The organism is Veillonellales bacterium (assembly GCA_039680175.1).
Taxonomy (GTDB): Bacteria; Bacillota; Negativicutes; order JAAYSF01; family JAAYSF01; genus JBDKTO01.
This window is the reverse complement of record JBDKTO010000011.1, coordinates 30,704-50,860: the sequence shown is the minus strand read 5'-3', so window position 1 is coordinate 50,860 and position 20,157 is coordinate 30,704. Positions and strand designations below refer to the sequence as shown.

Below are 20,157 nucleotides of genomic sequence, written 5' to 3'. Positions count from 1 at the left end.
ATAATCCCCCCTAATCTTTACCCTTAAATTCTTTTTTTGGCGGAATAGAATAATAAGCGCGTTTGGAGTGTTTAAGTCCAAGGCTTGCCGTCGCCTCCGCAATCTTTAGCCCTACGGCCGAAGGCTCAAGCACCACAATGCCAAGCTTGTCTTCGATTTCTTTAGCATAACCGGCCATACCGGCGCAGCCAAGAATGATTACTTCCGCTCCGTCTTCCTCGGCCGCTTGCTGCGCTAGTTCAAAGGCGCGGGCTTTAGTACGTTCAGGGTCTGCTTCAGTCTGAGCCACAGTCATATTAAGGCTACGCACGGAAGCCAATTTGCTTTCGACGCCAACTCGGGACACATGTTCATATTTGGAAGCGACCCTTTCCTTGCGAGGGGCTATGAGTGTAAATTTGGCGCCCAGCATGCACGCCATGTGCATTGTGGCTTCGGCAATACCGATTACTGGAATTCGTGATACTTCCCTTGCCGCTACCAATCCCGGATCAGCGAAACAAGCAAGAAGAATCGCGTCGTATCCCTCATCATTGGCCTGCTTTACCAAATCAAGCATATAGACTGTAGCCCACGCTTCATCATAGGCTGTTTCAATTGTAATTGGACCGAACTTAGGACAAGTAACGGTAAGCTCGGTGTCGGGGCTCTTGACAGCTGTCAGGGTATGCCGGATATTATCAGTCATGGCCGTCGAAGTGTTAGGATTAATAACCATAATCCTCATTTAGCCCACCTCCATAAGTTTGCGTCCCTCTCTGAAGGCAGCAATGTTGAGCTCAACATGTTTAGGCCGAACCGTACCCGCAATTACTTTTTCCCAAATATCTGTCGGAATATCGAACAACGCCGAAGCAGCTCCCATAATAACAACATTTACCGTCTTAGAATTTTTAAGCTTTAGAGCTGTCGACAGAGCATCTATCTCGTACACTGTTTTTACATGCTTCTTAAGTGTGGTGATTATTTCCGTTTGACTTGGGTAATTAGTCTGACCGGAAGTAACCGATACCGGCGGAAGCTGTTGTGTATTTACAATAATAGTTCCTTCCGGGTTCATAAAGGGCAAGCGCCGCAATGCCTCCAGCAATTCAAAAGCCACCATATAATTTATTTCACCTAACCCGACCATAGGAGCATGTACCGTTCCTTGACTCCAGCGAATATGTGATGTAACGCTTCCGCCTCTCATTGCTAATCCTAGCACATCTGATTTTTTGGCCTCATAGCCGGCTTCCATGCCAACCGCTGCCAGAATATCACTGGCAACAACGGTACCTTGACCACCAACACCTGATACTAAAAAGTTAATGTTTTTCATTCTGCGGCCTCCTTTCGCCCTGTCTGATAGATGGCACCAGTTGGACAAATCTGTGAGCACACACTGCATCCGTTGCAAATCACCGAATTTATGCCCATTTTCCGCTTCCCGGTCTTAGGATTGATTTCATCTATACGAATAATAGCCGGACAACCCGCTTTGGTACAATTTCCGCAGGCAATGCACTTATTCGCATCTACAGCGTAAGCTTGCTTGGGATTACGGGCGACAAAAATGCACTCGCCGGTCGGAATAAGAACAGCCGGTCCATCGTTCCAGGCCAAGCATTCTTTTAAGCTTGCTTCAACCTCTTTAACATGAAAGGCATTGACTTTTTTAACCTTTTTTACACCCATTGCCAAACAAAGGTTTTCGATGTCAATTTTGGCTGTCGGCTTACCCATGAGCGTCTTATCCATACCGGGATGATCCTGATGCCCGGTCATAGCAGTAGTTTCATTGTCGAGAATAATAATAACTCCTCGCATGTTATTATGAACCATATTAGCTAATGCCGGCAATCCGGCATGGAAGAAGGTTGAGTCCCCGATTGTGCAAACAGCCCGTTCCGGTCCTCCGGCGGCCGATACGCCGTGAAGCTGGCCAATGGATGCGCCCATTGAACCCATCGTATGCTGAGCATTGAACGGCGGCAGGCAGCCAAGATTGTAGCAGCCTATATCGCCGGTAACGGGGACTTTTAACTTGCTTAACAGATAAAAGGTAGAACGATGAGGACAGCCTTGGCAGAATACGGCATTCCGCGAAGGCAGCTCACCAATATCAAAATTCGGCTGCTTCGGAAGCTCTTCCGCCGGCAGCAGTTTGGCCGCAACAGCTTGTTCACGCAAGGTAGACGGTAAAAGTTCGTCATAAGCTAAAAAGATATCCTTGCCTCTTACAGAAATACCCATAGCTTTAATTTGTTCTTCCAAGAAAGGATCTAGTTCCTCAATGACAACAACCTCATCGACTTGCCGGGCAAAATCGCGAATTTTTTTCTCAGGCAGCGGATAAACCATTCCTAATTTTAAAATAGAAGCATTCGGGAATACTTCCCGCGCATATTCGGAAACAATGCCGCTCGAAATTATGCCAAGTTTTCGATCACCCCAGGTAATGCTGTTAATCGCGGCTGTTTCAGCCCACTGAGCCAAGTCTTTTAATCTCTTAGCAATTACCTGGCGCTTTTCCCGGGAATATATGCAATTGCAGTTATATTTTTTAATATCACGGGGGAATTCCTTAGCGCTTTTTATATTTTTCTCCCGCTCTCCTAAGTTAACAATTGATTTTGAATGGGAGATACGCATCCCCGTACGAAGAATTACCGGTGTATTGAACTTCTCACTAAGCTCCATGCCCAATGCGACCATATCCTTCGACTCTTGGCTGTCACAAGGCTCTAGCATCGGTATTTTTCCAATCCGGGCATACCACCTGTTGTCTTGCTCATTTTGTGAACTGAACATTCCCGGATCATCCGCAGTTACAACAACCACGCCAGCCTCAATGCCTGTGTAAACAAGATAAAACAAAGAATCAGACAATACATTCATGCCTACCTGTTTCGTGGTAACGATGGTTCTGACTCCGGAATATGCGGCTCCGGCAGCAACATCCATTGCTACCTTTTCATTTGCCGACCATTCAGCATAAATATCTTCTTTGTACAACTTGGCGATATTTTCGAGAATTTCCGAACTCGGCGTTCCCGGATAACCGACTGCCACTCTGACGCCGGCCTCATATGCACCCCGGGCAATCGCTTCATTGCCGCTATAAAGCACTTTTCTCATTTCCATAATCCCCTCACCTCAATTCAATAATTGAATCCACTGCCATTACACCTTTTCCCTTTGGCAAAACAAATAAAGGATTAATGTCGATAGCGCAAATATGGTCTTTCCAATCAACGGCAAGCCTTCCTATTTGTACCAAAGCTCGCACAAGAGCCTCGACATCGCCTTCCGGCCGTCCCCGAAAGCCTTTTAACAGAGCCGAACTCTTAATCTCATTCAGCATCGCGGCAGCGGAATCATTAGTTAACGGCGGCAGCCGAAGTGCGGCATCTTTAAATATTTCAACTAATACACCGCCCATTCCGCAGGCGACAACCGGGCCGAAGTTTTTGTCAGTATTTACGCCGACAATAAATTCGGCTACCGCACCGCTGATCATCTCGCCGATAAGCACTCCATCCAGCACAGCCTTAGGGTTATAACGCTTGGCATTCGTTAAGATTGTGCGATATGCCGTCCTCACACCAGCTTCATCGGCAACCCCCAGTATTACCCCGCCCGCTTCCGTCTTATGGGCTATATCAGCAGAGTTAATTTTCATAACTAGCGGATAACCAATTTCATCGGCGTGGTTGACGGCTTGAGCTTCAGTACGGGCAATTAACTCTTTTGGCCTTGCAATACCATAAGTTTCAAGCAGTGCCTTAGCATCATACTCTGATAAAAAGCCCGTTTTTCCTTCAATCAGTCTTGCCGTCTGCTCAAAGGGAGGCGAAAAGCCGTTAATAGAAGAGTTATGCTTGGCATGCCTCACTTTGCTGTATTCAACAAAGCGTTTAACGGCTTTCAGCGATTCGCGTGTCCCCTGTAAGAAAGGAATTGATGCACTGTCGAGTATCTCTTTTACCTTTGTGTCAGTTCCGCCCGCGATGTTGGAAAAGGCGATAATCTCTTTACCGACGGTCCGTTTGACTTTGACGGCCGCGCGAGCCACATCCGCGTACTGTTCCCCTTGATTAGCCGCTAAACTGGCCGTGGCATCCAGCGAAACCGCGAGAATGTCAAAGTCCGGCTCTTGCGCCATTATCTCCATACAGCGCGGATAGCATTCTCGCAAATCGCCACTGCCCCAGGCATCTAATGGATTGCCTACATTGGTGAACGGCGGCAGAACCTTCTTCAAGGCACTATATCCGGCCGTTGTCAGCGGTGGAAACGAAAGTTTCATCTCAGCGGCGACATCACCAATGAGACCGATTTCACCACCCGAAACAGTAATCATACCAATTCGATCACCTGCCGGGAGAGAGGCTTTACTTTTTAGAAATAGTTCAGCCGTTTCAAGTAATTCATCCAGATCATCTACTCTGATTATGCCATGCTGTTTGAAGAAAGCATCTTGAACCTTGTCAGAGCCGGTCAGAGCTCCGGTATGAGCGGCTGTTGAGCGCTGAGCCATAACTGAACGGCCAACCTTTAACACGATAATGGGTTTATTAAGTTCAAGAGCCCGGCTGGCAACCTCCGCAAGCCGTTCAGGCCTGCGAAAGCCTTCGACAAAAGCGGTAATTACCTCTGTATTACTGTCCTCAAGCAGGTAGCTTATGTAATCGGTTAAGTCCAGTACCGCTTCATTACCGCTGGAAATGATTTTGCTAAATCCTATGTCGCGATTTGCGTCCGTTAGCGCGATGCATATGGCCCCACTCTGGACAATTACCCCGATTTTACCGCTTATTAGGTTCGGATTTAATGGTGCGCTATAGGTTGCCACATGATCGTTCATATTAGCAAAGCCTACACAGTTCGGACCGCAAAATGCGATATTATATTTATCGCAGGTTTCTTTTAGTTTTATCTGCAGTTCTTTCCCGGTTTCACCTGTTTCGGCAAAACCGCTGGCAAAGGCCCAAGCACCTTTTATACCCTTGCTGCCGCATTGTTCTAATACGGGGATAATTTGACCGGCCCCAATAGTAATTGCGGCACAGTCCACTTCATCAGGAATAGCATTAATTGACGGATAACACTTATAACCCAATACAACTTGGCGTTTGGGGTTTACGGGATAAATTTTTCCGGTAAACCCAAGCATTTTCAAATTTTCGATTACATTTCGCCCAGCACCGATACTGTCAGACGCACCTACTACAGCGATTGACCGCGGCTGCAGCAAAGAAGATAGATTTTTCGTCGGATTGATAATGATATTCACCTCCTATAAATAGATTACTTTTTTTAAAAAAACTTATTGCATATTATGGAACGCCGTTGTATAATATAATTGTAAGATGATTAGAGCAAAAGTGTCAAGGTGTAATTCTTTTGTATACATTATTTTATTTTTCGACATTTTTATATAAGGAGTAAAAATCTATGGTTTTAAATAACTCTCAAGAATCTCAGGTGATTCAGTCGGTTGACCGGGCAATTACTCTACTTCTGGAACTAAGTGAAGTACCACGGGATGTTGATCTGGCCGAACTTTCTAAAAAAACCGGACTCACCAAAAGTACAGCATCTCGACTGTTATCAACAATGCAAAAACGCGGACTGGTTAGACAAAACCCAACCACCCGACGCTTCTCACTTGGCACGGGGCTCATCCGGTTAGGTAACATCGCCCTGGGTCAAATATGGCGTCCCGAAACGTTTCGCTCGTATCTCGAACAACTGGTCAGCGATACAGGTGAAACGGCTTCAATTGCTATTCGTGACGGATATAAAGCCGTTTATATTGATCAGGTAGCAAGCTATAACATGATCCGTTCTTTTCCTCCAATCGGTGCGACAGTTGATCTGCATTCAACAGCAGTCGGCAAGGTTCTGCTTAGCGGCTTAACTCCGGCGGTAATTTTAAAAACGATGTCCGGCTACAAACTTACTGCCAATACTGAAAAAACAATTACTGATTTGAACGTTCTTTTAGAGGTTATTAGCCACGTTCGTGAACAAGGCTTTGCTGTAGAGTATGAAGAAACGGAGCTTGGGGGTTGCTGCCTCGCCGCACCAATTCTAGATAATGACAGTAAGGTGATAGCGGCAATTGGCATATCCGGCCCGATTATTCGCATTACCCCCGAACGAATAGCCGTTCTGTCTGAAATTGTAAAAGCGGCAGCAACTGAACTGTCAGCTGAATTTGGCTATAAGAATAAAAATAATGCTAGGGGATGAGTTAGATTGTACGACTTATTAATTAAAAACGGACGATTGGTAAGTAGCGACAAAATTGTAAAAACGAACCTTTATATTCAAAATGGTCAGATAGCCAGTGTTACAGAATCGGTCCACAAAGCCGCAAAAACTTTTGATGCATCCGGTCTGTACGTATTGCCCGGATGTGTTGATAGTCATTGCCATTTTCGCGAACCAGGATTAACGCATAAGGAAGACTTTAGCCATGGAACAGCTGCCGCGATTATAGGAGGAACAACAACAGTTTTCGATATGCCCAATACGAATCCGCCGCTTGTTAAAGCTGAGGAATTTACTGCTAAAGCCGCTGCTTTCAAATCTAAGGCATATAGCGATTATGCCTTCTGGGGATTGTGCCTAGGTCCGATCAATAACAATGATTTACAAGGTCTGGCAGCCGCCGGAGCTATTGCCTTAAAGTTTTTTTGGGGTTACGGAATCAATAATAAAACCTTACAGCTGATAGGAAATTACAAACCGGGAATGCCTGATTGCAGTCCTCCTCTAGACGATGGCGAGGTGTTTGAACTATTTGAACATGCGAGCAAAACCAATTTGATTTTTGCCATACATGCCGAAAATATTGAGTTAATTCAATTGATGACCAACCGGGTACTAAGCAGCGGAAGACGTGACTACTCGGCACTACTTGAGGCTAGACCCAATTTATCAGAAGTGCTTACGCTGCAGACGGCGATAGCTTTTTGTAAAGCAACACACGTGAGGCTGCATATTCTGCATCTATCAACGGCAGAAGGAGTAAACCTCGTTAGAAATGCTAAGGCTCAAGGCTTGCCCCTGACCGCTGAAACTTGTCCGCATTATCTATTTTTAACGAATGAAGACTATGACCAAGTTGGGCAAGCTATGAAAGTTTATCCGCCGGTTAGACAAAAAAAAGACCAGCAGGCGCTTTGGGCTGGTCTAAAGGACGGTTCTATATCAGTGATCAGTTCAGATCATGCACCGCATTCTATTGCCGAGAAAAATGGTGATTTATTTTCGGTTCCGGCAGGGTCATGCAGTGTCGAGGTTATGCTGCCGATGATGCTTAACGAAGTGAGTAACGGCAGGCTTACGTTGCCCTTTGTGGTGGATAAGCTCTCAGAAAGCCCAGCCAAATTATATAATATATTTCCTAAAAAAGGAAATCTTCAACCGGGTGCCGATGCGGACATCGTTTTAGTTGATATGAATAAGGTTACCCGAATTACGAATGACAAATTGCACAGCAAACAGCCGCTTACACCTTTTGCTGGAAAGATGATAACCGGCTGGCCTGTAGCTACGTTTTTAAGGGGAATTCAGATAGTGAGTAACGGCTCTATTATTCACACTGCTCCGTCGGGAGAACTAATAAAACCTTTAAAATAGTTCAATAAAAGCTCATATGGGGAGGCGTCGGTATGGATAAAACAATCTCTATTGTGGCAACGGGTGATTCATTTATTACTCAGAGGCTGCCGCATAATGATCCAAATCTCCAAAAATTAAGGGATTATTTAATGAAACATGATGTAAGATTTACAAATCTGGAAGTACTACTACATAATTTTGATGTTTATCCTTCAGCCACAAGTGGCGGTACCTGGTCGGCGGCCCGCCCGCAAGTTTTATCTGACTTAAAATGGCTTGGGTTTAATATGTTTGCATGGGCCAATAATCATACGCTGGATTGGTGCCACAATGGACTACTGTCCACTCGAAAGTATCTTGAAGAAGCCGAATGTATTCATGCAGGCGCTGGCATAAATCTAGCCGAGGCCAGTCAACCTCGCTATCTCGATACGCCACAGGGCAGGGTAGCGTTAATCGGTACTACTTCTACCGCTAACGACTGGCATCGAGCCGGAGCCCAAAGACCAGATGTTCTGGGTCGCCCCGGGGTCAATGCCCTCCGCTATAATGCTATTCACAAAGTAACAAAAGAAGATTTGGCACGGTTAAAAAGCATTATCGGCAAAACTGAAATCAATGCAAAACGGATGCTTGATGAAAAAGAAGGTTTTGCAAAAAAACAATCGGGGTTTATCGTCGGTACACTCCATTTTGAAATTGGAGAACCAGGTACAGAAACAAGAATGAATGAGCAAGATGCGGAACGAATCAGACAATCGATTACAGAAGCGTCCCGCCAAGCCGATGTGGTGCTGGTTAGTCATCACGGGCATGAAATGAAGGGTATGGATAAAGATCGGACTGCCGATTTCATGCGAGAGTATGCCCACATGTGTATAGATAGCGGTGCCCATGCTTACCTCGGACACGGGCCTCATATTTTGAGAGGTATAGAGATATACAAAAGCCGTCCTATTTTTTACAGCCTTGGAGATTTTATTTTCCAAAACGATTCGGTAGAAAAGCAACCCACGGAGTTTTACGATATCTATAACTTAGGTCCTACTAATACTCCCTCTGATGGATTCGATGCAAGAAGCGAAAATGAAACCAAAGGTCTAGTTGTAGATCGCCGAGTTTTTGAATCAGTAGTCGTTTCTTTTAATATTTTTCAAGGGAATATAAAGGCTATTAATCTGACTCCAATTTCCCTTGGATTTGAATTTGGACGTTCACGGAGAGGCCGTCCCCAGCTTTCCTCTGTCGAGGATGGAGTGCGAATACTTAACGACTTGCAGAGACTTTCTAATGAATTCGGAACAGTTATGGATATAAAAGATGGACTTGGCATTATAAACATTTAAGCAGTTAAACAGCGATGTAAATGGATAAAAAATATTTTGTCGGATAAGTCCACAGAAACGTCAGGTATGAGGGTACTACCACGCCTAAACTAGATCCATCTTTACGGTGGTGCCCTCACGGTGGTGCCCTCAAGCACAGGGGACGTTCATTTTGCTTCTTGCACGCGCAAAAAAATTCCAAACCCGGTGCTTTTTGGCGGTGGGATTAGAACGACACAAGATTGAAATACTAACAATAGAAGGTGTGGAAGGAGGAACGATATGGAAAAAAAATTAGGCAAACAAATGATGCTTCGCCGCAAGTACAAGCGTTACGCGGCTGCCTTAGCGGGGGCGGCTATCATGGCAGGCACCACCTTGCATGGTATCCCCGTCGCCAAAGCGGCGGCAACCGAGACGCCGGCTCCGTCTCCCTCCGTAGCCGGCGATCCGACGACGCCGATCGATAAGGATATCAAGAAGCCGATTGCTGAGCCGGATACTACGGGTACTGACCCTGTGGCAGCCACCGATCAAGAGGATAGTTCAGATAATAATAAAGTACCTGCTCCTGACCAGCGCGACAATCGAGATGGCTGGCAGAACGACCAGGATCGGTGGGATAAAGGAGACCGCGATCACGGAAGACACCACTATGACCATGAACGGTACAAGCACGAACGCTGGGCGGCTCAGGGTTATCCCTTTGCTCAGCGGATAGAATGGTATAATGACAGCCAGAATAAAATTCAGGTATATTACGCGGATGCCAATTCAGTGGATATTGTGATAGCAGCGGCGGAAATCCTAGGCTTTGATCCGAATGAAGACACATTCAGCTTGCTCAGTCAAATGGGTTCCCAATCGATTGTAAGAGTCGTTCATAATGGCAATAATTTCGATGTGACCGTTCAGAATTTATTGGACGGCAACTGGCTGATTTCCTATGTAAAACTTATTTAGTAAATTCCCCACAATTATATATATTGCGGCTTAAGTCTGAATCAGACAGAAAACAAGACCGGAAAGCCCGCCCTGATCAGTGGGAGAATCCACTGGTCAGGGCGGGCTTTCTGGGTTAAGATGCTTTTTTGCCTTTTTTATTTGGTTCAATCGCCTGCCGGTTGCCAAAATTTTGTCTTTCAGCCTGTAAAGAAGTTAAAATATCAGGCAGATCTGCCAACAATTCAGCTAACTCTTCCGGGGTCAGTGAAATATCATCTTCCGTATCCATAACATTCCGCCCTCTTTTTTATTTTTATAGTATCATGCGCTGCCAACCGGATTGTTAAGAGAATGTTAGTAATAGATTAAAAGTGATAAAGCCCAGAGGACAGATCAAAGGGGCAGTTCAGTTTTCAACCCGATTTCCGCGGCAATGGGTTTCATTCCCGCAATGGTTTCTTTGATTACGTCCTCCAGAGGCATACCCAGCATTTCCACGCCGGATTCAATGATTTCCCGGTTGACGCCGACGGCAAAGCTTTTTTGTTTCCATTTTTTCTTTACGGACTTCACTGTCAAATCCAGCAAGCTCTGGCTGGGACGCAGAATGGCTGTGGCTGCGATCAGGCCGGTTAGCTCGTCCACAGTGTAGAGGACTTTTTCCATGGTGGCAACAGGTTCTATGTCATTTACTAATTTGTAGCCGTGGCTTTCGATGGCCCGGATATATTCTTCCGGCCAGTGCCGGGGTGCTAGGATCTCCCGGGTCTTGCGGCAATGCTGGTCCGGATATTTTTCAAAATCAATATCGTGGAGAAGACCGATGATCGTCCATTTTTCCACATCTTCCTCATGGAATAATTCGGCAAAGTGGCGCATGACTGCTTCGACGGTTATACAATGTTTTAGTAAACTTTCGCCCTTTACATATTCCTGCAGCAGTTGAAATGCCGCTTCCCGGTCATATGATTTGTCCGGCATATAAATCCCTTCTTTCTTTTGATACGGCAAATGAGCGCATGCTTTTCAGCAGCAAAACACATAGTATTCTTATTGGATTAATTACATGAACTCATTTTATGTTTTTTTCGACAAACTGTCAATTCGGCTGGGAATAATGCAAAGGCTCAACCTGCAGCATTTGCTCCAGGTTGAGCCTTTGCATTATGTCCGGGATTAATAGTTGGCAGCCTTAATTTCAAAAAACGCTTTGGGATGATCACAAACCGGGCATTTTTCCGGAGCCTCCGTTCCGTAGTGAATATGGCCGCAATTGGCGCAGATCCAGATCTGTTTTTCTTCCCGTTTGAAGACAGCACCGCTTTTTAGATTGTCAAAAAGCTTTTGGTATCTTTCTTCATGTTCTTTTTCAATGGCCGCTACCGCTTGAAAAAGAAAGGCAATTTTATCAAAGCCTTCTTCTTTGGCGGTTTTGGCAAACCCGGCATACATGTCGGTCCATTCGTAATGCTCTCCCGCTGCGGCATCAACCAGATTTTTTTCGGTATCAGGCATACCGTCATGCAGCAGTTTAAACCAGATTTTGGCATGCTCTTTTTCATTGCCGGCAGTCTCTTCAAAAAAGTCGGCTATTTGTTGAAGCCCTTCTTTTCGGGCCTGAGATGCATAATAGGTATATTTATTTCGCGCTTGTGATTCTCCGGCAAAGGCTGCCAAAAGGTTGGCTTCGGTTTTTGTACCTTTAATACTCATAAACTGATCACGTCCTTATTTTAATTGATCTCGGCTTTCCAAAGCCCGTGAAGATTGCAATAAGCGTAAATTTCGGCATTCTCCCTGTCACAGAAAACGGCTTCAGGCTTGTCCGACGGAGAAAGGGATGTTCGCTGGGTGCTGTGACCATCGGTGACGGCGATCCATTCGATGCTGTGTTCCGGTGTCATGGGATGGGTAACGGAACCAACTTTGACAACCAGTTTTCCATTCTTACGTTCAACGACAGGAACATGCTTTTCAACAGCTGCATCGGTTGTATTGGCTTCCAGTTCTTCCATGGGTTTTCCACAACAGACAAGTTGTCCGCGTCCCTGCTTGATTAGTCCAACAAGATTGCCGCAAATGCTGCAGCGGAAAAAAGTGACGTTTCCCTTCATACTGCCAGCCTCCCTTTTTATAATCTAGTAATATTTTACCATTAGGGAGGCATAATTACAAATAGACAAAAAGAAAATTTTGCGAAAATTCTACAAATATCTTGCAAAAATTTTACAAACTATGATTGTTAGTTTATTCATTGTACATAATCAAGTCGTGGGCCCATACCAGAGATTCCCGGTAAGAGTTCAAAATTTTTCGCTCATCCATTTGCATTTCCTTTGCATAAGCGGTATAGAGGGTCCAATCGCCTTTTTCATAAGCCAGAATCAACTGATATAACCGAGAAAAGGGAGTGTGTCCTTTCGCAAGCAAGGCTTGTTTAATTTCCTCATCCAGAGAGAGTTCATCCAGTATTTCCTGCAGCGGGCGGTCCAGCAAAGCATCAATATGGGAAAGCAGGCCCATTAGAAATGCATCGGACATCCGCTGCCTTAACTGAAAGGTTGCTGCCAGCATTTCGGCAAACCGGGCCCGGATGAGTGATTCTAAAATCAATTCTCCCGGTTTATGATTGGCAATTCCGTTTAATGTGATTAGGGACATCCATTTGGTCAGCTCTTTTTGGCCTAAAAGGATTAAAGCTTGTCTAAGGGAATGAATCGGGTTTTTAAAGCCGAAGAGGGCTGAGTTGATAAATTTCAGCAGTTTATAGGAGAGAGAAACATCTCTTTTTATAATGGCTTCCAGTTGGCTGAAATCTAACTGAGGTTGATTGAGTTCTTTTAAAATCTGGAGATAATTTGCTTTGTATTCCGGCAGAGTCTTACCGGATACCACTACCGGTTTACAAAAAAAATAACCCTGGAAATAGGAATAACCCATCTGCAGAGCTTCCTTGAACTCATCAAAGGTTTCTACTTTCTCTGCCAGTAACTTTACGGAATAGCTTTGCAGACGCTGAATGAGTTCAGCTCGTTCTTTAGGCGGGGTAATACGAAAATCAACTTTAATGATATCGGCCAATTCAAGCAGAGGTTCGTATTCTGGCTGAAAGACAAAATCATCCAAAGCCAATATATAGCCGCTATGCTTTAGCTTTCTACAAGCAGCGATAATTTCTTCATCTGGAATAACATTTTCTAAAATTTCAACAACTACCAAATTTTCGGGCAACATAGAGGGAATATTATTCTTTATCGAATTTGCCGTAAAATTAATAAAAGCTTTTTTGCCGTTGGTCAATGTTTCCCGGCTGATTAGCAAAAAGCTGTTAGTAATGACACTATGAGTAGCTTTATCGCCGTCCAAGCCATCATAAGCATTGATAAAATTGCTGCGAAACAGCAGCTCGTAACCAAAAACATTCAGGCTTCGATCAAAAATAGGCTGTCTGGCTACATGCACTTCTTCGTGCTGTTCCATAACGCGCTCCTTTTATTGATGATTAGCTAAATTATACCATACTGCATTGCCTTTGTTAATCTCCTGTTTTTGCTAGCTTAAAAGGTCATATGGAACCACAAAAAAAGCAGAGGATAGACGATGACCAGGAATATGGCGGTAGTCAGGACAAAGGCGGCCCCGGAAACATGGAGGTTTAGGTCGTATAGCCGGGCAATAACCACGGCATTGATACCGGTAGGCACACAGGCCAGCACCAAGATTGTATCGAGCACAATGGGGTCGCTAAATAGTTGCCGGGCAATCCAATAACCAAGCAGCGGTGTAAGCATAAATTTAATGGGGATCAGATCGAGAATGCTGCTGTAGTATTGCTTCATAGCGGAAAAACGAATGGAATAGCCAACCGGGAGTAAAGCCGTCCAAGCTGAGATATGGATAAGTGGGTTGAAAATTTCTCCGAAAATTGCCGGACGGGGAACGCCGCACAGGTACAGGATCATACCGATTGCCAGGCCGACCACCGGCAATTGGTTCCGATTGAGAAACAGGGAGGAGAAGGTCAGTTTTTGGGCAGCACAGCCATCCTTGTTTTTGCTTTGTTGAGAATAATATTGAGCCATGGGAAAACAAAATAAAAAAAATACCAGGTTTTGGAATAAAGCAACAATTTGGCTATAGGCAAAACCGGTTTCACCGAATAAAATAAAGGCGCAAAGGCCACCCAGGGTTCCAATGTTGGATAAGATGGCCGATGCTAGATAGCTGCCTTTCTCCAACCCGCTTTTATACTTGTGACCGGAAATCAGGTAAGCCGTTATGCCGGGAATAAAGCTTAGCAAAATGCCAAACAGAGGCAGCCAGGCCAGTTCCAGTTTGAGCGGCAATACCCAAAAGCTTAAAATCGATAACAGGGTACAAAGGAATAAAATATTAATAACAATCAGCTTGTCACAAAATTTTTCACTCAGCCAATGACGGCTGTGGGCAATATAGCCGACGATAAGCGGCAGAATCAGATCAAGAAAAATATAAGCAAGTTTTATGTTGGCGTCCATGAAGCGGTCCTTTCTTCGTTTAACCATTACAAGAGCAATGCGTGATTGCGGGTTAACTAATATATAATTCTGCAGGGGAATATGGATTCCTTTATTCGTAATCGCGCCGGTTCAGCGGGTGAGCGGCGGTTAGGTTTTTGTGTTTTCCGTAGGGGAAGAATGGCCGGCGATGGTGCATTATTGGTGGGAAATTATATGGATTAACGGAAAATAGTTCCTTAAAAAGGTTGATTTTTTGTTACTGTATGATATAATCAAATAAAGAAAATTATAAGGGAGGACTTAAAATTGGCGAAATGGTCTTGTTCAATTTGTGGGTATGTCTATGATGAGGCGGCGGGTGATTCCGAGCACGGTATTGCAGCCGGTACTAAATTTGAAGAACTTCCGGCAGATTGGACCTGCCCCGAATGTGGTGTCGGTAAGGATGAATTTGAAAAGAGCTAAAAAAGAACCGCATTTGCGGTTCTTTTTTACGCCGATTATGATTTAAAAAAGGAGCCGAAATGGCTCCTTTTTAGGAGAATGAATCGCCGACTATTAGTTGGAATAATCGTTATTGGCGTCTTTTTTAGTTGTTGCCGTTCCCTGCTGATTTTTGTTTTGTTGATTTTTACTGCCGGACTGATTCTGGGTAGAGCTGGAATAGTCATTGTTGGCATCGGCCGCAGCAGTTAATGTGCCAAACTGGGATTTGCTTGTTTGCTGCTGGTTTTGGCTGGCTGCCTGGGCTTGAGTTGATTGGGAGTAATCATTGTTGGCATCAAATTGCGCGGTCATAGTACTTTGCTTTTTACTGGACTGATTTTTATTTGCAGTTGTCATAAGGTTCCTCCTTTGCAGCGTATATTGGGAACAATCTTATTCTTGACTTTATCGGCAAGCAATATGTTAGCAAATTTTTACATCAGGTTGAAATAGATGACAACAATGATTTACAGTACTCTTCTCGCTCCTAGGTAGGTCATGGCATAATAGGGTTTGTTGAGATCGGAAATAATTACTTGTCCGGCGGCGGAACTGGCATGGATGAATTTATCATCGCCCAGATAAATGCCCACATGCGATGGTCCGGGTTCATAGGTTTCAAAAAACACAAGGTCACCAGGCAGAAGCGCTGCCTTTTCAACAGAGGCGCCTTCATTAAATTGTGCGTCAGCCATGCGGGGGAGGGAAACCCCGTGTTCAATGAAGATATAGTAGATAAAGCCGGAACAGTCGAATCCACCAGGACTGTTTCCGGCCCACACATATGGGGTTCCAATAAAGTTGCTGGCAAAGTTAATTAGGGCAGAGCCGGTTCCGCTTGTTCCTGTCGCCGAGCGTTTCAGGTGCAAAACTGTTCCTGGGTTTAATAGAGCATGGGGATTTTCCAGGTCGTTATCACGAAGAATGTCATAGGCGGTCATGTCCAGCCGCTCGGCAATTGTATAGGCAGTGTCGCCGGGATGAACGATATATATTTCTTCGGTGTTATTGTTAATCAGATCAAGAATGGCCGTGGTGACAATGCCGTCCGCAATAACCCCGGATGATTTTTCAAAGGCTTTAACCGCATTACTGGTAATGGCATCAAATATTCCAGTGACCGGACCTTTGTAAAATCCAGCTTCCGCCAGCTTTTGCTGGATGATGGTAACTTCATAGCCGGTGGAGCCAATGCTCCAAAAAGACGAAGCCTGGGCCTGACCGGGAAGGTACAGGTTACTGCCGCATAATAGGATTATCGTAAGGGTATAAAGAATCCATTTATTCATAACTGCCTCCTGTTTCATTTTGTTGATATCTATTATGAAAGTTCTTTCCGGAGTTTGATAATCCTTTGCAGAATTCTACCTGTCGGTAATCCTAAATTGGGAACAGGAATTCCATTGCAGCAGGTCGAAGTTATCATTAAATCCTATCAAGTGGGAGATGATTGCAGTGGGATGGTATATATTGGGATTTGTGCTCAGCGTTATCGTATTTGCAGTGGGAAAAGACTTAGGAATTCCGCCTGTTTTAAAGTGGCTTATTATCGGATTGATCTGGGGCGGCGCTGTTCATATGGCTATGAGGGGCCAGGAAGGCGGCTACCGGAAGAAAAAGTCCAGCCGCTAGGGGGCCTTATCTGCGTGAGGATAGTGACAGGCGTATTTTCTGGAGATGGAGTGACATAAATGACAAATGCTTTATATGCAGTAGAAAAAACCTGCAGCATCTGCGGCGAAAGTTTTATGGTAACAAAAGTTCGTTCCCGGTTGGTAAAAATGAAGCAGGATACTGATTTTTGCTGTTATTACAAGGGGATTAATCCTTACTATTATACGGTATGGGTATGCCCTCATTGCGGTTACGCTGCACAGGATACAATGTTTGACAGGCTTTCTGCCGGGGCGGCAGCGAAAATCGAGAATTTTTTAGCGAGCAGAAAAGTAAATTTAAATCTTGGAGGAACCAGAACGCGGGAGCAGGCTGTGGATGCATATAAGCTGGCAATTTTTTATGAGGAATTGATCGAGGCTGCAGCCAGTAAGATAGGCGGGCTGTACCTTAGGCTGGCTTGGGTGTATCGGGAAGGACAGCAGGGAGAAGAAGAACAGCTGGCTCTGAAAAAGGCGGTGGAGTTTTATGATCAGGCGCTGTCCCGGGAACGGCTGCCGATTGGCGTTATGTCGGAGATTACGCTGACGTTTCTGGTTGGTGAATTGTATCGCCGGACCGGAGCGGTGGATAAGTCGCTGCAGTATTTCAGCAAAGTGGTTTCCAGTCCTCAGGCCAAACTGGAGCGGAGAATTCTGACAATGGCCAGGGAGGCTTGGCAGCAAGCACGGGAAGAGCGTCGGCAGACTGCCGGCGGCGCAGAAGAATAGACAAGAATATTCGTTGCCCGGCAGCGAATATTTTTTTTGCAGCTTTAAAATTTTTTGAATATTATGGCAGGAATTTTTTAGAAAACGCAGAATAATTTTTATATAAACCGATTTACTAAATCGGTTTATATAAAAAGGAGGGAGCACTACTATTATGATACCAAAATTGAAAGTCCTGGAGCAGATTATGGAGACAGGACTGGTTGCGGTAGTAAGAGCCGAAAGCTCCGAGCAGGCATTTAAAATTGCCGATGCCTGTATTGCCGGCGGAGTGGCGGCGATCGAGATCACCTTTACCGTACCGGGAGCGGCGGAGGTTATTAAAGATTTGTGTGCCAAGTATACATCCGGTGAAATTATTATCGGCGCCGGTACCGTACTGGATGCCGAAACAGCGCGAGCGGCGATTCTTGCCGGCGCTCAGTACATTGTAAGCCCGGCATTGAATGTCGACGCAGTTAAGTTGTGCAACCGGTATCAAATTCCGGTAATGCCCGGGGCTATGACTATTAAAGAAGTGATTGAGGCGATGGAAGCAGGCGCCGATATTGTCAAAGTATTTCCCGGCGAAGCTCTCGGTCCTCAGTTTATCAAAGCAGTTAAGGGGCCGCTGCCTCAGGCTCCGCTTATGCCGACAGGCGGTGTGGCACTGGAGAATGTGGCGGACTGGATTAAGGCGGGCTGCGTGGCAGTTGGTGTTGGCGGTAAACTGACTGGCGGGGCGAAAAAAGGCGATTATCAGTCTATCACTGATATTGCCAAACAATTTATTGCGAAAATTCAGGAAGCACGGAAAAAGTAGGGGGGATTTTTATGGCAAAGGTAGTATGTTTTGGGGAAATTATGCTGCGGCTGGCACCGGAGGGATATCTCCGGTTTGAGCAGGCCGATAAATTCGGCGTTGTATACGGCGGCGGTGAAGCCAATGTGGCCGTTTCCCTGGCCAACTATGGCATTGATGCGGCGCTTGTCACCAAAGTGCCGGAAAATCCGATCGGACAGGCAGCTGTCAATGAAATGCGTCGCTATGGAGTTGACACCCGATATATGGTCAGAGGCGGCGAACGTCTGGGCATTTATTTTTTGGAAAAGGGAGCTTCCCAGCGTCCCTCTAAAGTCGTGTATGACCGGGCTTATTCTTCTATTTCCGCGGCAGCAAAACAAGACTTTAATTGGAAAGAAATTTTTGCCGGCGCCGAATGGTTCCATTTTACCGGCATTACCCCGGCACTGGGCGACAATGTGGCGGAAATTGTCCTGGAAGCCTGTAAAGCGGCAAAAGAAGCAGGACTCACAGTCAGCTGCGATTTGAACTTCCGCAAGAACCTCTGGACAAGTGAAAAAGCCGGTAAAGTGATGGCCCGGTTCATGCCCTATGTGGATGTCTGCATCGCTAATGAAGAAGATGCGGAGAAGGTATTCGGCATCAAAGCGCCGGAAAGCGATATAACCGGCGGTAAGCTCAGCCATGAAGGCTACCAGAAAGTGGCGCAGGAGCTGAAAGAGCGGTTTCACTTTACCGCCGTAGCCATTACGCTGCGGGAAAGTCTTTCCGCCTCCGACAACAATTGGGCGGCGATGCTGTATAAAGACGGCCAGTTCCTTTTTTCGAAAAAATATCCGGTGCATATTGTTGACCGGGTAGGCGGCGGCGACTCCTTCGGCGGCGGGTTGATTTATTCCCTGTTGAGCGGTTTAAGTTCCCGGGATTCTCTGGAATTTGCAGTGGCAGCGTCCTGCCTGAAACATTCGGTCGAAGGCGATCACAACCATGTATCGGTAAAAGAGGTTAAAAACCTAGCGGCAGGGGACGGCTCCGGCCGGGTACAGCGCTAACAGACAGGAGCAGCGGTTATGGCAATTACAATTAATGATGTGGCGGCAAAAGCGGGGGTATCGAAAAGTACCGTTTCCCGCTATCTAAACGGCCGGTATGAGTGTATGAGCCTGGGAACCAAGGAGAAAATTACCCAGGTGATTGCGGAACTTGATTATCACCCCAACGCCGTTGCCCGCAGTTTAAAGCAGAAAAGCACCAAAACCATCGGTGCTATTGTAGCCAATATTTTAAATCCTTTCTCTACCAGTATCGTGCGCGGGGTGGAAGACTACTGCAAACAGTCGGGGTTCAATCTGATTTTGTGCAACGCCGACGACGATCCGGTGAAAGAAAAGGAATATATTACAATGTTAATGACAAAGCAGATTGACGGCTTGATGATTAATACCACCGGGCATAATAACGCACTGCTGCAGGGTGTTACCCAGCAGATTCCGGTGGTGCTGATTGATCGGAAAGTAGCGGCGATAAAAGCCGATACCGTTACGGCAGACAGTTGCAGGGGGGCTTATTTGGCAGTTCGGCATCTGATAGGACTGGGGCATACCCGGATTGCTTTGCTGGCTCTGCCCTGTGCCAATATTAGTCCCCGGCTGGAGCGGGTGCAGGGATATAAGCAGGCTTTAACGGACTGCGGGCTGCCCGTGGACGAGCGATTGGTGGTAGAGACTTGTACGGCGCAAGCGGTGGTTCTGGAAAGAATTAAACAGCTGCTGGCAATGAATCCAAGGCCGACCGCTTTGTTCGGTGTCAACAATTTAATGACAATGTCGATAATAAAAGCTTTAAAGAAATTGGCGATTCCCATTCCGGCGGATATGGCGGTTATTGGCTTTGACGACTGGGAGTGGGCGGAACTGCTTGAGCCGCCGGTTACTGTCATTGCCCAGCCTACCTATGATATGGGGAAAAAGGCCGGAGAATTGTTGCTTAAGCGGATAAAGTCGGGAAGGGCCGGCAAGCGCCCGTCAGTCATCGTTTATCCGCCTGCATTAGTGGTGCGTAAATCCTGCGGTGAAACATAATCCGGAAGAATTAATTAAATTTTAAAAATTGAGTGA

At 45.7% G+C, this 20,157-nt stretch carries 22 protein-coding genes; 10 read left to right on the top strand and 12 right to left on the bottom strand.

Annotated features, from left to right (window positions below):
• Positions 1–10 precede the first annotated feature (10 nt).
• Genes ABFC84_01805 through ABFC84_01790 form a run of 4 tightly spaced genes read right to left on the bottom strand, consistent with a single transcriptional unit; the run spans position 11 to position 5,278 of the window.
• Positions 11–727: an aspartate/glutamate racemase family protein gene (locus ABFC84_01805; protein MEN6411481.1), complete on the bottom strand. Its 717-nt coding sequence runs from the start codon at positions 725–727 to the stop codon at positions 11–13.
• The gene (locus ABFC84_01800) at positions 728–1,321 is read right to left on the bottom strand and encodes an indolepyruvate oxidoreductase subunit beta (protein MEN6411480.1); all 594 of its coding nucleotides are present in this window, start codon (positions 1,319–1,321) and stop codon (positions 728–730) included.
• On the bottom strand, positions 1,318–3,120 hold the full coding sequence (locus tag ABFC84_01795) for a thiamine pyrophosphate-dependent enzyme (protein MEN6411479.1): 1,803 nt from the start codon (positions 3,118–3,120) through the stop codon (positions 1,318–1,320). The genes ABFC84_01800 and ABFC84_01795 overlap by 4 nt, the downstream gene beginning before the upstream one ends.
• A gap of 13 nt (positions 3,121–3,133) precedes the next feature.
• On the bottom strand, positions 3,134–5,278 hold the full coding sequence (locus ABFC84_01790) for an acetate--CoA ligase family protein (GenBank protein MEN6411478.1): 2,145 nt from the start codon (positions 5,276–5,278) through the stop codon (positions 3,134–3,136).
• A 161-nt stretch (positions 5,279–5,439) separates the two neighbouring features.
• On the opposite strand from ABFC84_01790, the gene ABFC84_01785 reads away from it, so the two are divergent.
• The 4 genes from ABFC84_01785 to ABFC84_01770 all read left to right on the top strand — a co-directional run bounded on the left by ABFC84_01785 (position 5,440) and on the right by ABFC84_01770 (position 9,905).
• A complete protein-coding gene (locus ABFC84_01785) occupies positions 5,440–6,240 on the top strand; it encodes an IclR family transcriptional regulator (GenBank protein MEN6411477.1) in 801 nt (266 codons plus the stop codon).
• A gap of 6 nt (positions 6,241–6,246) precedes the next feature.
• On the top strand, positions 6,247–7,635 hold the full coding sequence (locus tag ABFC84_01780) for a dihydroorotase family protein (GenBank protein MEN6411476.1): 1,389 nt from the start codon (positions 6,247–6,249) through the stop codon (positions 7,633–7,635).
• Positions 7,636–7,667: 32 nt separating this feature from the next.
• Positions 7,668–8,963: a CapA family protein gene (locus ABFC84_01775; GenBank protein MEN6411475.1), complete on the top strand. Its 1,296-nt coding sequence runs from the start codon at positions 7,668–7,670 to the stop codon at positions 8,961–8,963.
• A 261-nt stretch (positions 8,964–9,224) separates the two neighbouring features.
• Positions 9,225–9,905 (top strand): hypothetical protein, encoded by a 681-nt coding sequence (locus tag ABFC84_01770; protein MEN6411474.1) that lies wholly within the window; start codon positions 9,225–9,227, stop codon positions 9,903–9,905.
• Between the two features lie 115 nt (positions 9,906–10,020).
• On the opposite strand, the gene ABFC84_01765 is transcribed toward ABFC84_01770, so the two are convergent.
• From ABFC84_01765 to ABFC84_01740, 6 genes are all read right to left on the bottom strand, one after another.
• On the bottom strand, positions 10,021–10,176 hold the full coding sequence (locus tag ABFC84_01765) for a hypothetical protein (protein ID MEN6411473.1): 156 nt from the start codon (positions 10,174–10,176) through the stop codon (positions 10,021–10,023).
• Positions 10,177–10,280: 104 nt separating this feature from the next.
• A complete protein-coding gene (locus tag ABFC84_01760; protein MEN6411472.1) occupies positions 10,281–10,868 on the bottom strand; it encodes an HDIG domain-containing metalloprotein in 588 nt (195 codons plus the stop codon).
• A gap of 195 nt (positions 10,869–11,063) precedes the next feature.
• Entirely contained in the window at positions 11,064–11,600 is a 537-nt protein-coding gene (rbr, locus tag ABFC84_01755) for a rubrerythrin (protein MEN6411471.1), read from the bottom strand.
• A gap of 20 nt (positions 11,601–11,620) precedes the next feature.
• The gene (locus tag ABFC84_01750) at positions 11,621–12,001 is read right to left on the bottom strand and encodes a desulfoferrodoxin (GenBank protein ID MEN6411470.1); all 381 of its coding nucleotides are present in this window, start codon (positions 11,999–12,001) and stop codon (positions 11,621–11,623) included.
• Positions 12,002–12,134: 133 nt separating this feature from the next.
• A complete protein-coding gene (locus tag ABFC84_01745; GenBank protein ID MEN6411469.1) occupies positions 12,135–13,367 on the bottom strand; it encodes an HDOD domain-containing protein in 1,233 nt (410 codons plus the stop codon).
• A gap of 77 nt (positions 13,368–13,444) precedes the next feature.
• Positions 13,445–14,431, bottom strand: coding sequence for an AEC family transporter (locus tag ABFC84_01740; protein MEN6411468.1), 987 nt, complete (start codon positions 14,429–14,431; stop codon positions 13,445–13,447).
• 261 nt (positions 14,432–14,692) lie between these two features.
• On the opposite strand from ABFC84_01740, the gene ABFC84_01735 reads away from it, so the two are divergent.
• Positions 14,693–14,851 carry a rubredoxin gene (locus tag ABFC84_01735; protein MEN6411467.1) on the top strand — a complete coding sequence of 53 codons (159 nt, stop codon included), beginning with the start codon at positions 14,693–14,695 and terminating at the stop codon, positions 14,849–14,851.
• Between the two features lie 93 nt (positions 14,852–14,944).
• Here the strand turns inward: ABFC84_01735 and ABFC84_01730 are convergent, their stop codons facing one another.
• Together ABFC84_01730 and ABFC84_01725 are read right to left on the bottom strand one after the other, a co-directional pair.
• On the bottom strand, positions 14,945–15,229 hold the full coding sequence (locus ABFC84_01730; GenBank protein ID MEN6411466.1) for a hypothetical protein: 285 nt from the start codon (positions 15,227–15,229) through the stop codon (positions 14,945–14,947).
• Between the two features lie 110 nt (positions 15,230–15,339).
• The gene (locus tag ABFC84_01725) at positions 15,340–16,161 is read right to left on the bottom strand and encodes an NlpC/P60 family protein (GenBank protein MEN6411465.1); all 822 of its coding nucleotides are present in this window, start codon (positions 16,159–16,161) and stop codon (positions 15,340–15,342) included.
• A gap of 166 nt (positions 16,162–16,327) precedes the next feature.
• On the opposite strand from ABFC84_01725, the gene ABFC84_01720 reads away from it, so the two are divergent.
• From ABFC84_01720 to ABFC84_01700, 5 genes are all read left to right on the top strand, one after another.
• Positions 16,328–16,504: a hypothetical protein gene (locus ABFC84_01720; protein ID MEN6411464.1), complete on the top strand. Its 177-nt coding sequence runs from the start codon at positions 16,328–16,330 to the stop codon at positions 16,502–16,504.
• A 59-nt stretch (positions 16,505–16,563) separates the two neighbouring features.
• The gene (locus ABFC84_01715; protein ID MEN6411463.1) at positions 16,564–17,256 is read left to right on the top strand and encodes a DUF2225 domain-containing protein; all 693 of its coding nucleotides are present in this window, start codon (positions 16,564–16,566) and stop codon (positions 17,254–17,256) included.
• A 154-nt stretch (positions 17,257–17,410) separates the two neighbouring features.
• Positions 17,411–18,058 (top strand): bifunctional 2-keto-4-hydroxyglutarate aldolase/2-keto-3-deoxy-6-phosphogluconate aldolase, encoded by a 648-nt coding sequence (locus ABFC84_01710; protein ID MEN6411462.1) that lies wholly within the window; start codon positions 17,411–17,413, stop codon positions 18,056–18,058.
• An 11-nt stretch (positions 18,059–18,069) separates the two neighbouring features.
• Entirely contained in the window at positions 18,070–19,092 is a 1,023-nt protein-coding gene (locus ABFC84_01705) for a sugar kinase (GenBank protein MEN6411461.1), read from the top strand.
• An 18-nt stretch (positions 19,093–19,110) separates the two neighbouring features.
• Positions 19,111–20,121: a substrate-binding domain-containing protein gene (locus tag ABFC84_01700; GenBank protein ID MEN6411460.1), complete on the top strand. Its 1,011-nt coding sequence runs from the start codon at positions 19,111–19,113 to the stop codon at positions 20,119–20,121.
• The last annotated feature ends 36 nt before the right edge of the window (positions 20,122–20,157 follow it).

What these genes read in the sequence shown, in the direction of transcription:
- ABFC84_01805 (MEN6411481.1), bottom strand. Translation starts at nt 727, where the DNA reads ATGAGGATTATGGTTATTAATCCTAACACTTCGACGGCCATGACTGAT.
- ABFC84_01740 (MEN6411468.1), bottom strand. Translation starts at nt 14,431, where the DNA reads ATGGTTAAACGAAGAAAGGACCGCTTCATGGACGCCAACATAAAACTT.
- ABFC84_01760 (MEN6411472.1), bottom strand. Translation starts at nt 10,868, where the DNA reads ATGCCGGACAAATCATATGACCGGGAAGCGGCATTTCAACTGCTGCAG.
- ABFC84_01730 (MEN6411466.1), bottom strand. Translation starts at nt 15,229, where the DNA reads ATGACAACTGCAAATAAAAATCAGTCCAGTAAAAAGCAAAGTACTATG.
- ABFC84_01785 (MEN6411477.1), top strand. Translation starts at nt 5,440, where the DNA reads ATGGTTTTAAATAACTCTCAAGAATCTCAGGTGATTCAGTCGGTTGAC.
- rbr (MEN6411471.1), bottom strand. Translation starts at nt 11,600, where the DNA reads ATGAGTATTAAAGGTACAAAAACCGAAGCCAACCTTTTGGCAGCCTTT.
- ABFC84_01715 (MEN6411463.1), top strand. Translation starts at nt 16,564, where the DNA reads ATGACAAATGCTTTATATGCAGTAGAAAAAACCTGCAGCATCTGCGGC.
- ABFC84_01775 (MEN6411475.1), top strand. Translation starts at nt 7,668, where the DNA reads ATGGATAAAACAATCTCTATTGTGGCAACGGGTGATTCATTTATTACT.
- ABFC84_01710 (MEN6411462.1), top strand. Translation starts at nt 17,411, where the DNA reads ATGATACCAAAATTGAAAGTCCTGGAGCAGATTATGGAGACAGGACTG.
- ABFC84_01770 (MEN6411474.1), top strand. Translation starts at nt 9,225, where the DNA reads ATGGAAAAAAAATTAGGCAAACAAATGATGCTTCGCCGCAAGTACAAG.
- ABFC84_01800 (MEN6411480.1), bottom strand. Translation starts at nt 1,321, where the DNA reads ATGAAAAACATTAACTTTTTAGTATCAGGTGTTGGTGGTCAAGGTACC.
- ABFC84_01700 (MEN6411460.1), top strand. Translation starts at nt 19,111, where the DNA reads ATGGCAATTACAATTAATGATGTGGCGGCAAAAGCGGGGGTATCGAAA.
- ABFC84_01725 (MEN6411465.1), bottom strand. Translation starts at nt 16,161, where the DNA reads ATGAATAAATGGATTCTTTATACCCTTACGATAATCCTATTATGCGGC.
- ABFC84_01745 (MEN6411469.1), bottom strand. Translation starts at nt 13,367, where the DNA reads ATGGAACAGCACGAAGAAGTGCATGTAGCCAGACAGCCTATTTTTGAT.
- ABFC84_01795 (MEN6411479.1), bottom strand. Translation starts at nt 3,120, where the DNA reads ATGAGAAAAGTGCTTTATAGCGGCAATGAAGCGATTGCCCGGGGTGCA.
- ABFC84_01750 (MEN6411470.1), bottom strand. Translation starts at nt 12,001, where the DNA reads ATGAAGGGAAACGTCACTTTTTTCCGCTGCAGCATTTGCGGCAATCTT.
- ABFC84_01705 (MEN6411461.1), top strand. Translation starts at nt 18,070, where the DNA reads ATGGCAAAGGTAGTATGTTTTGGGGAAATTATGCTGCGGCTGGCACCG.
- ABFC84_01765 (MEN6411473.1), bottom strand. Translation starts at nt 10,176, where the DNA reads ATGGATACGGAAGATGATATTTCACTGACCCCGGAAGAGTTAGCTGAA.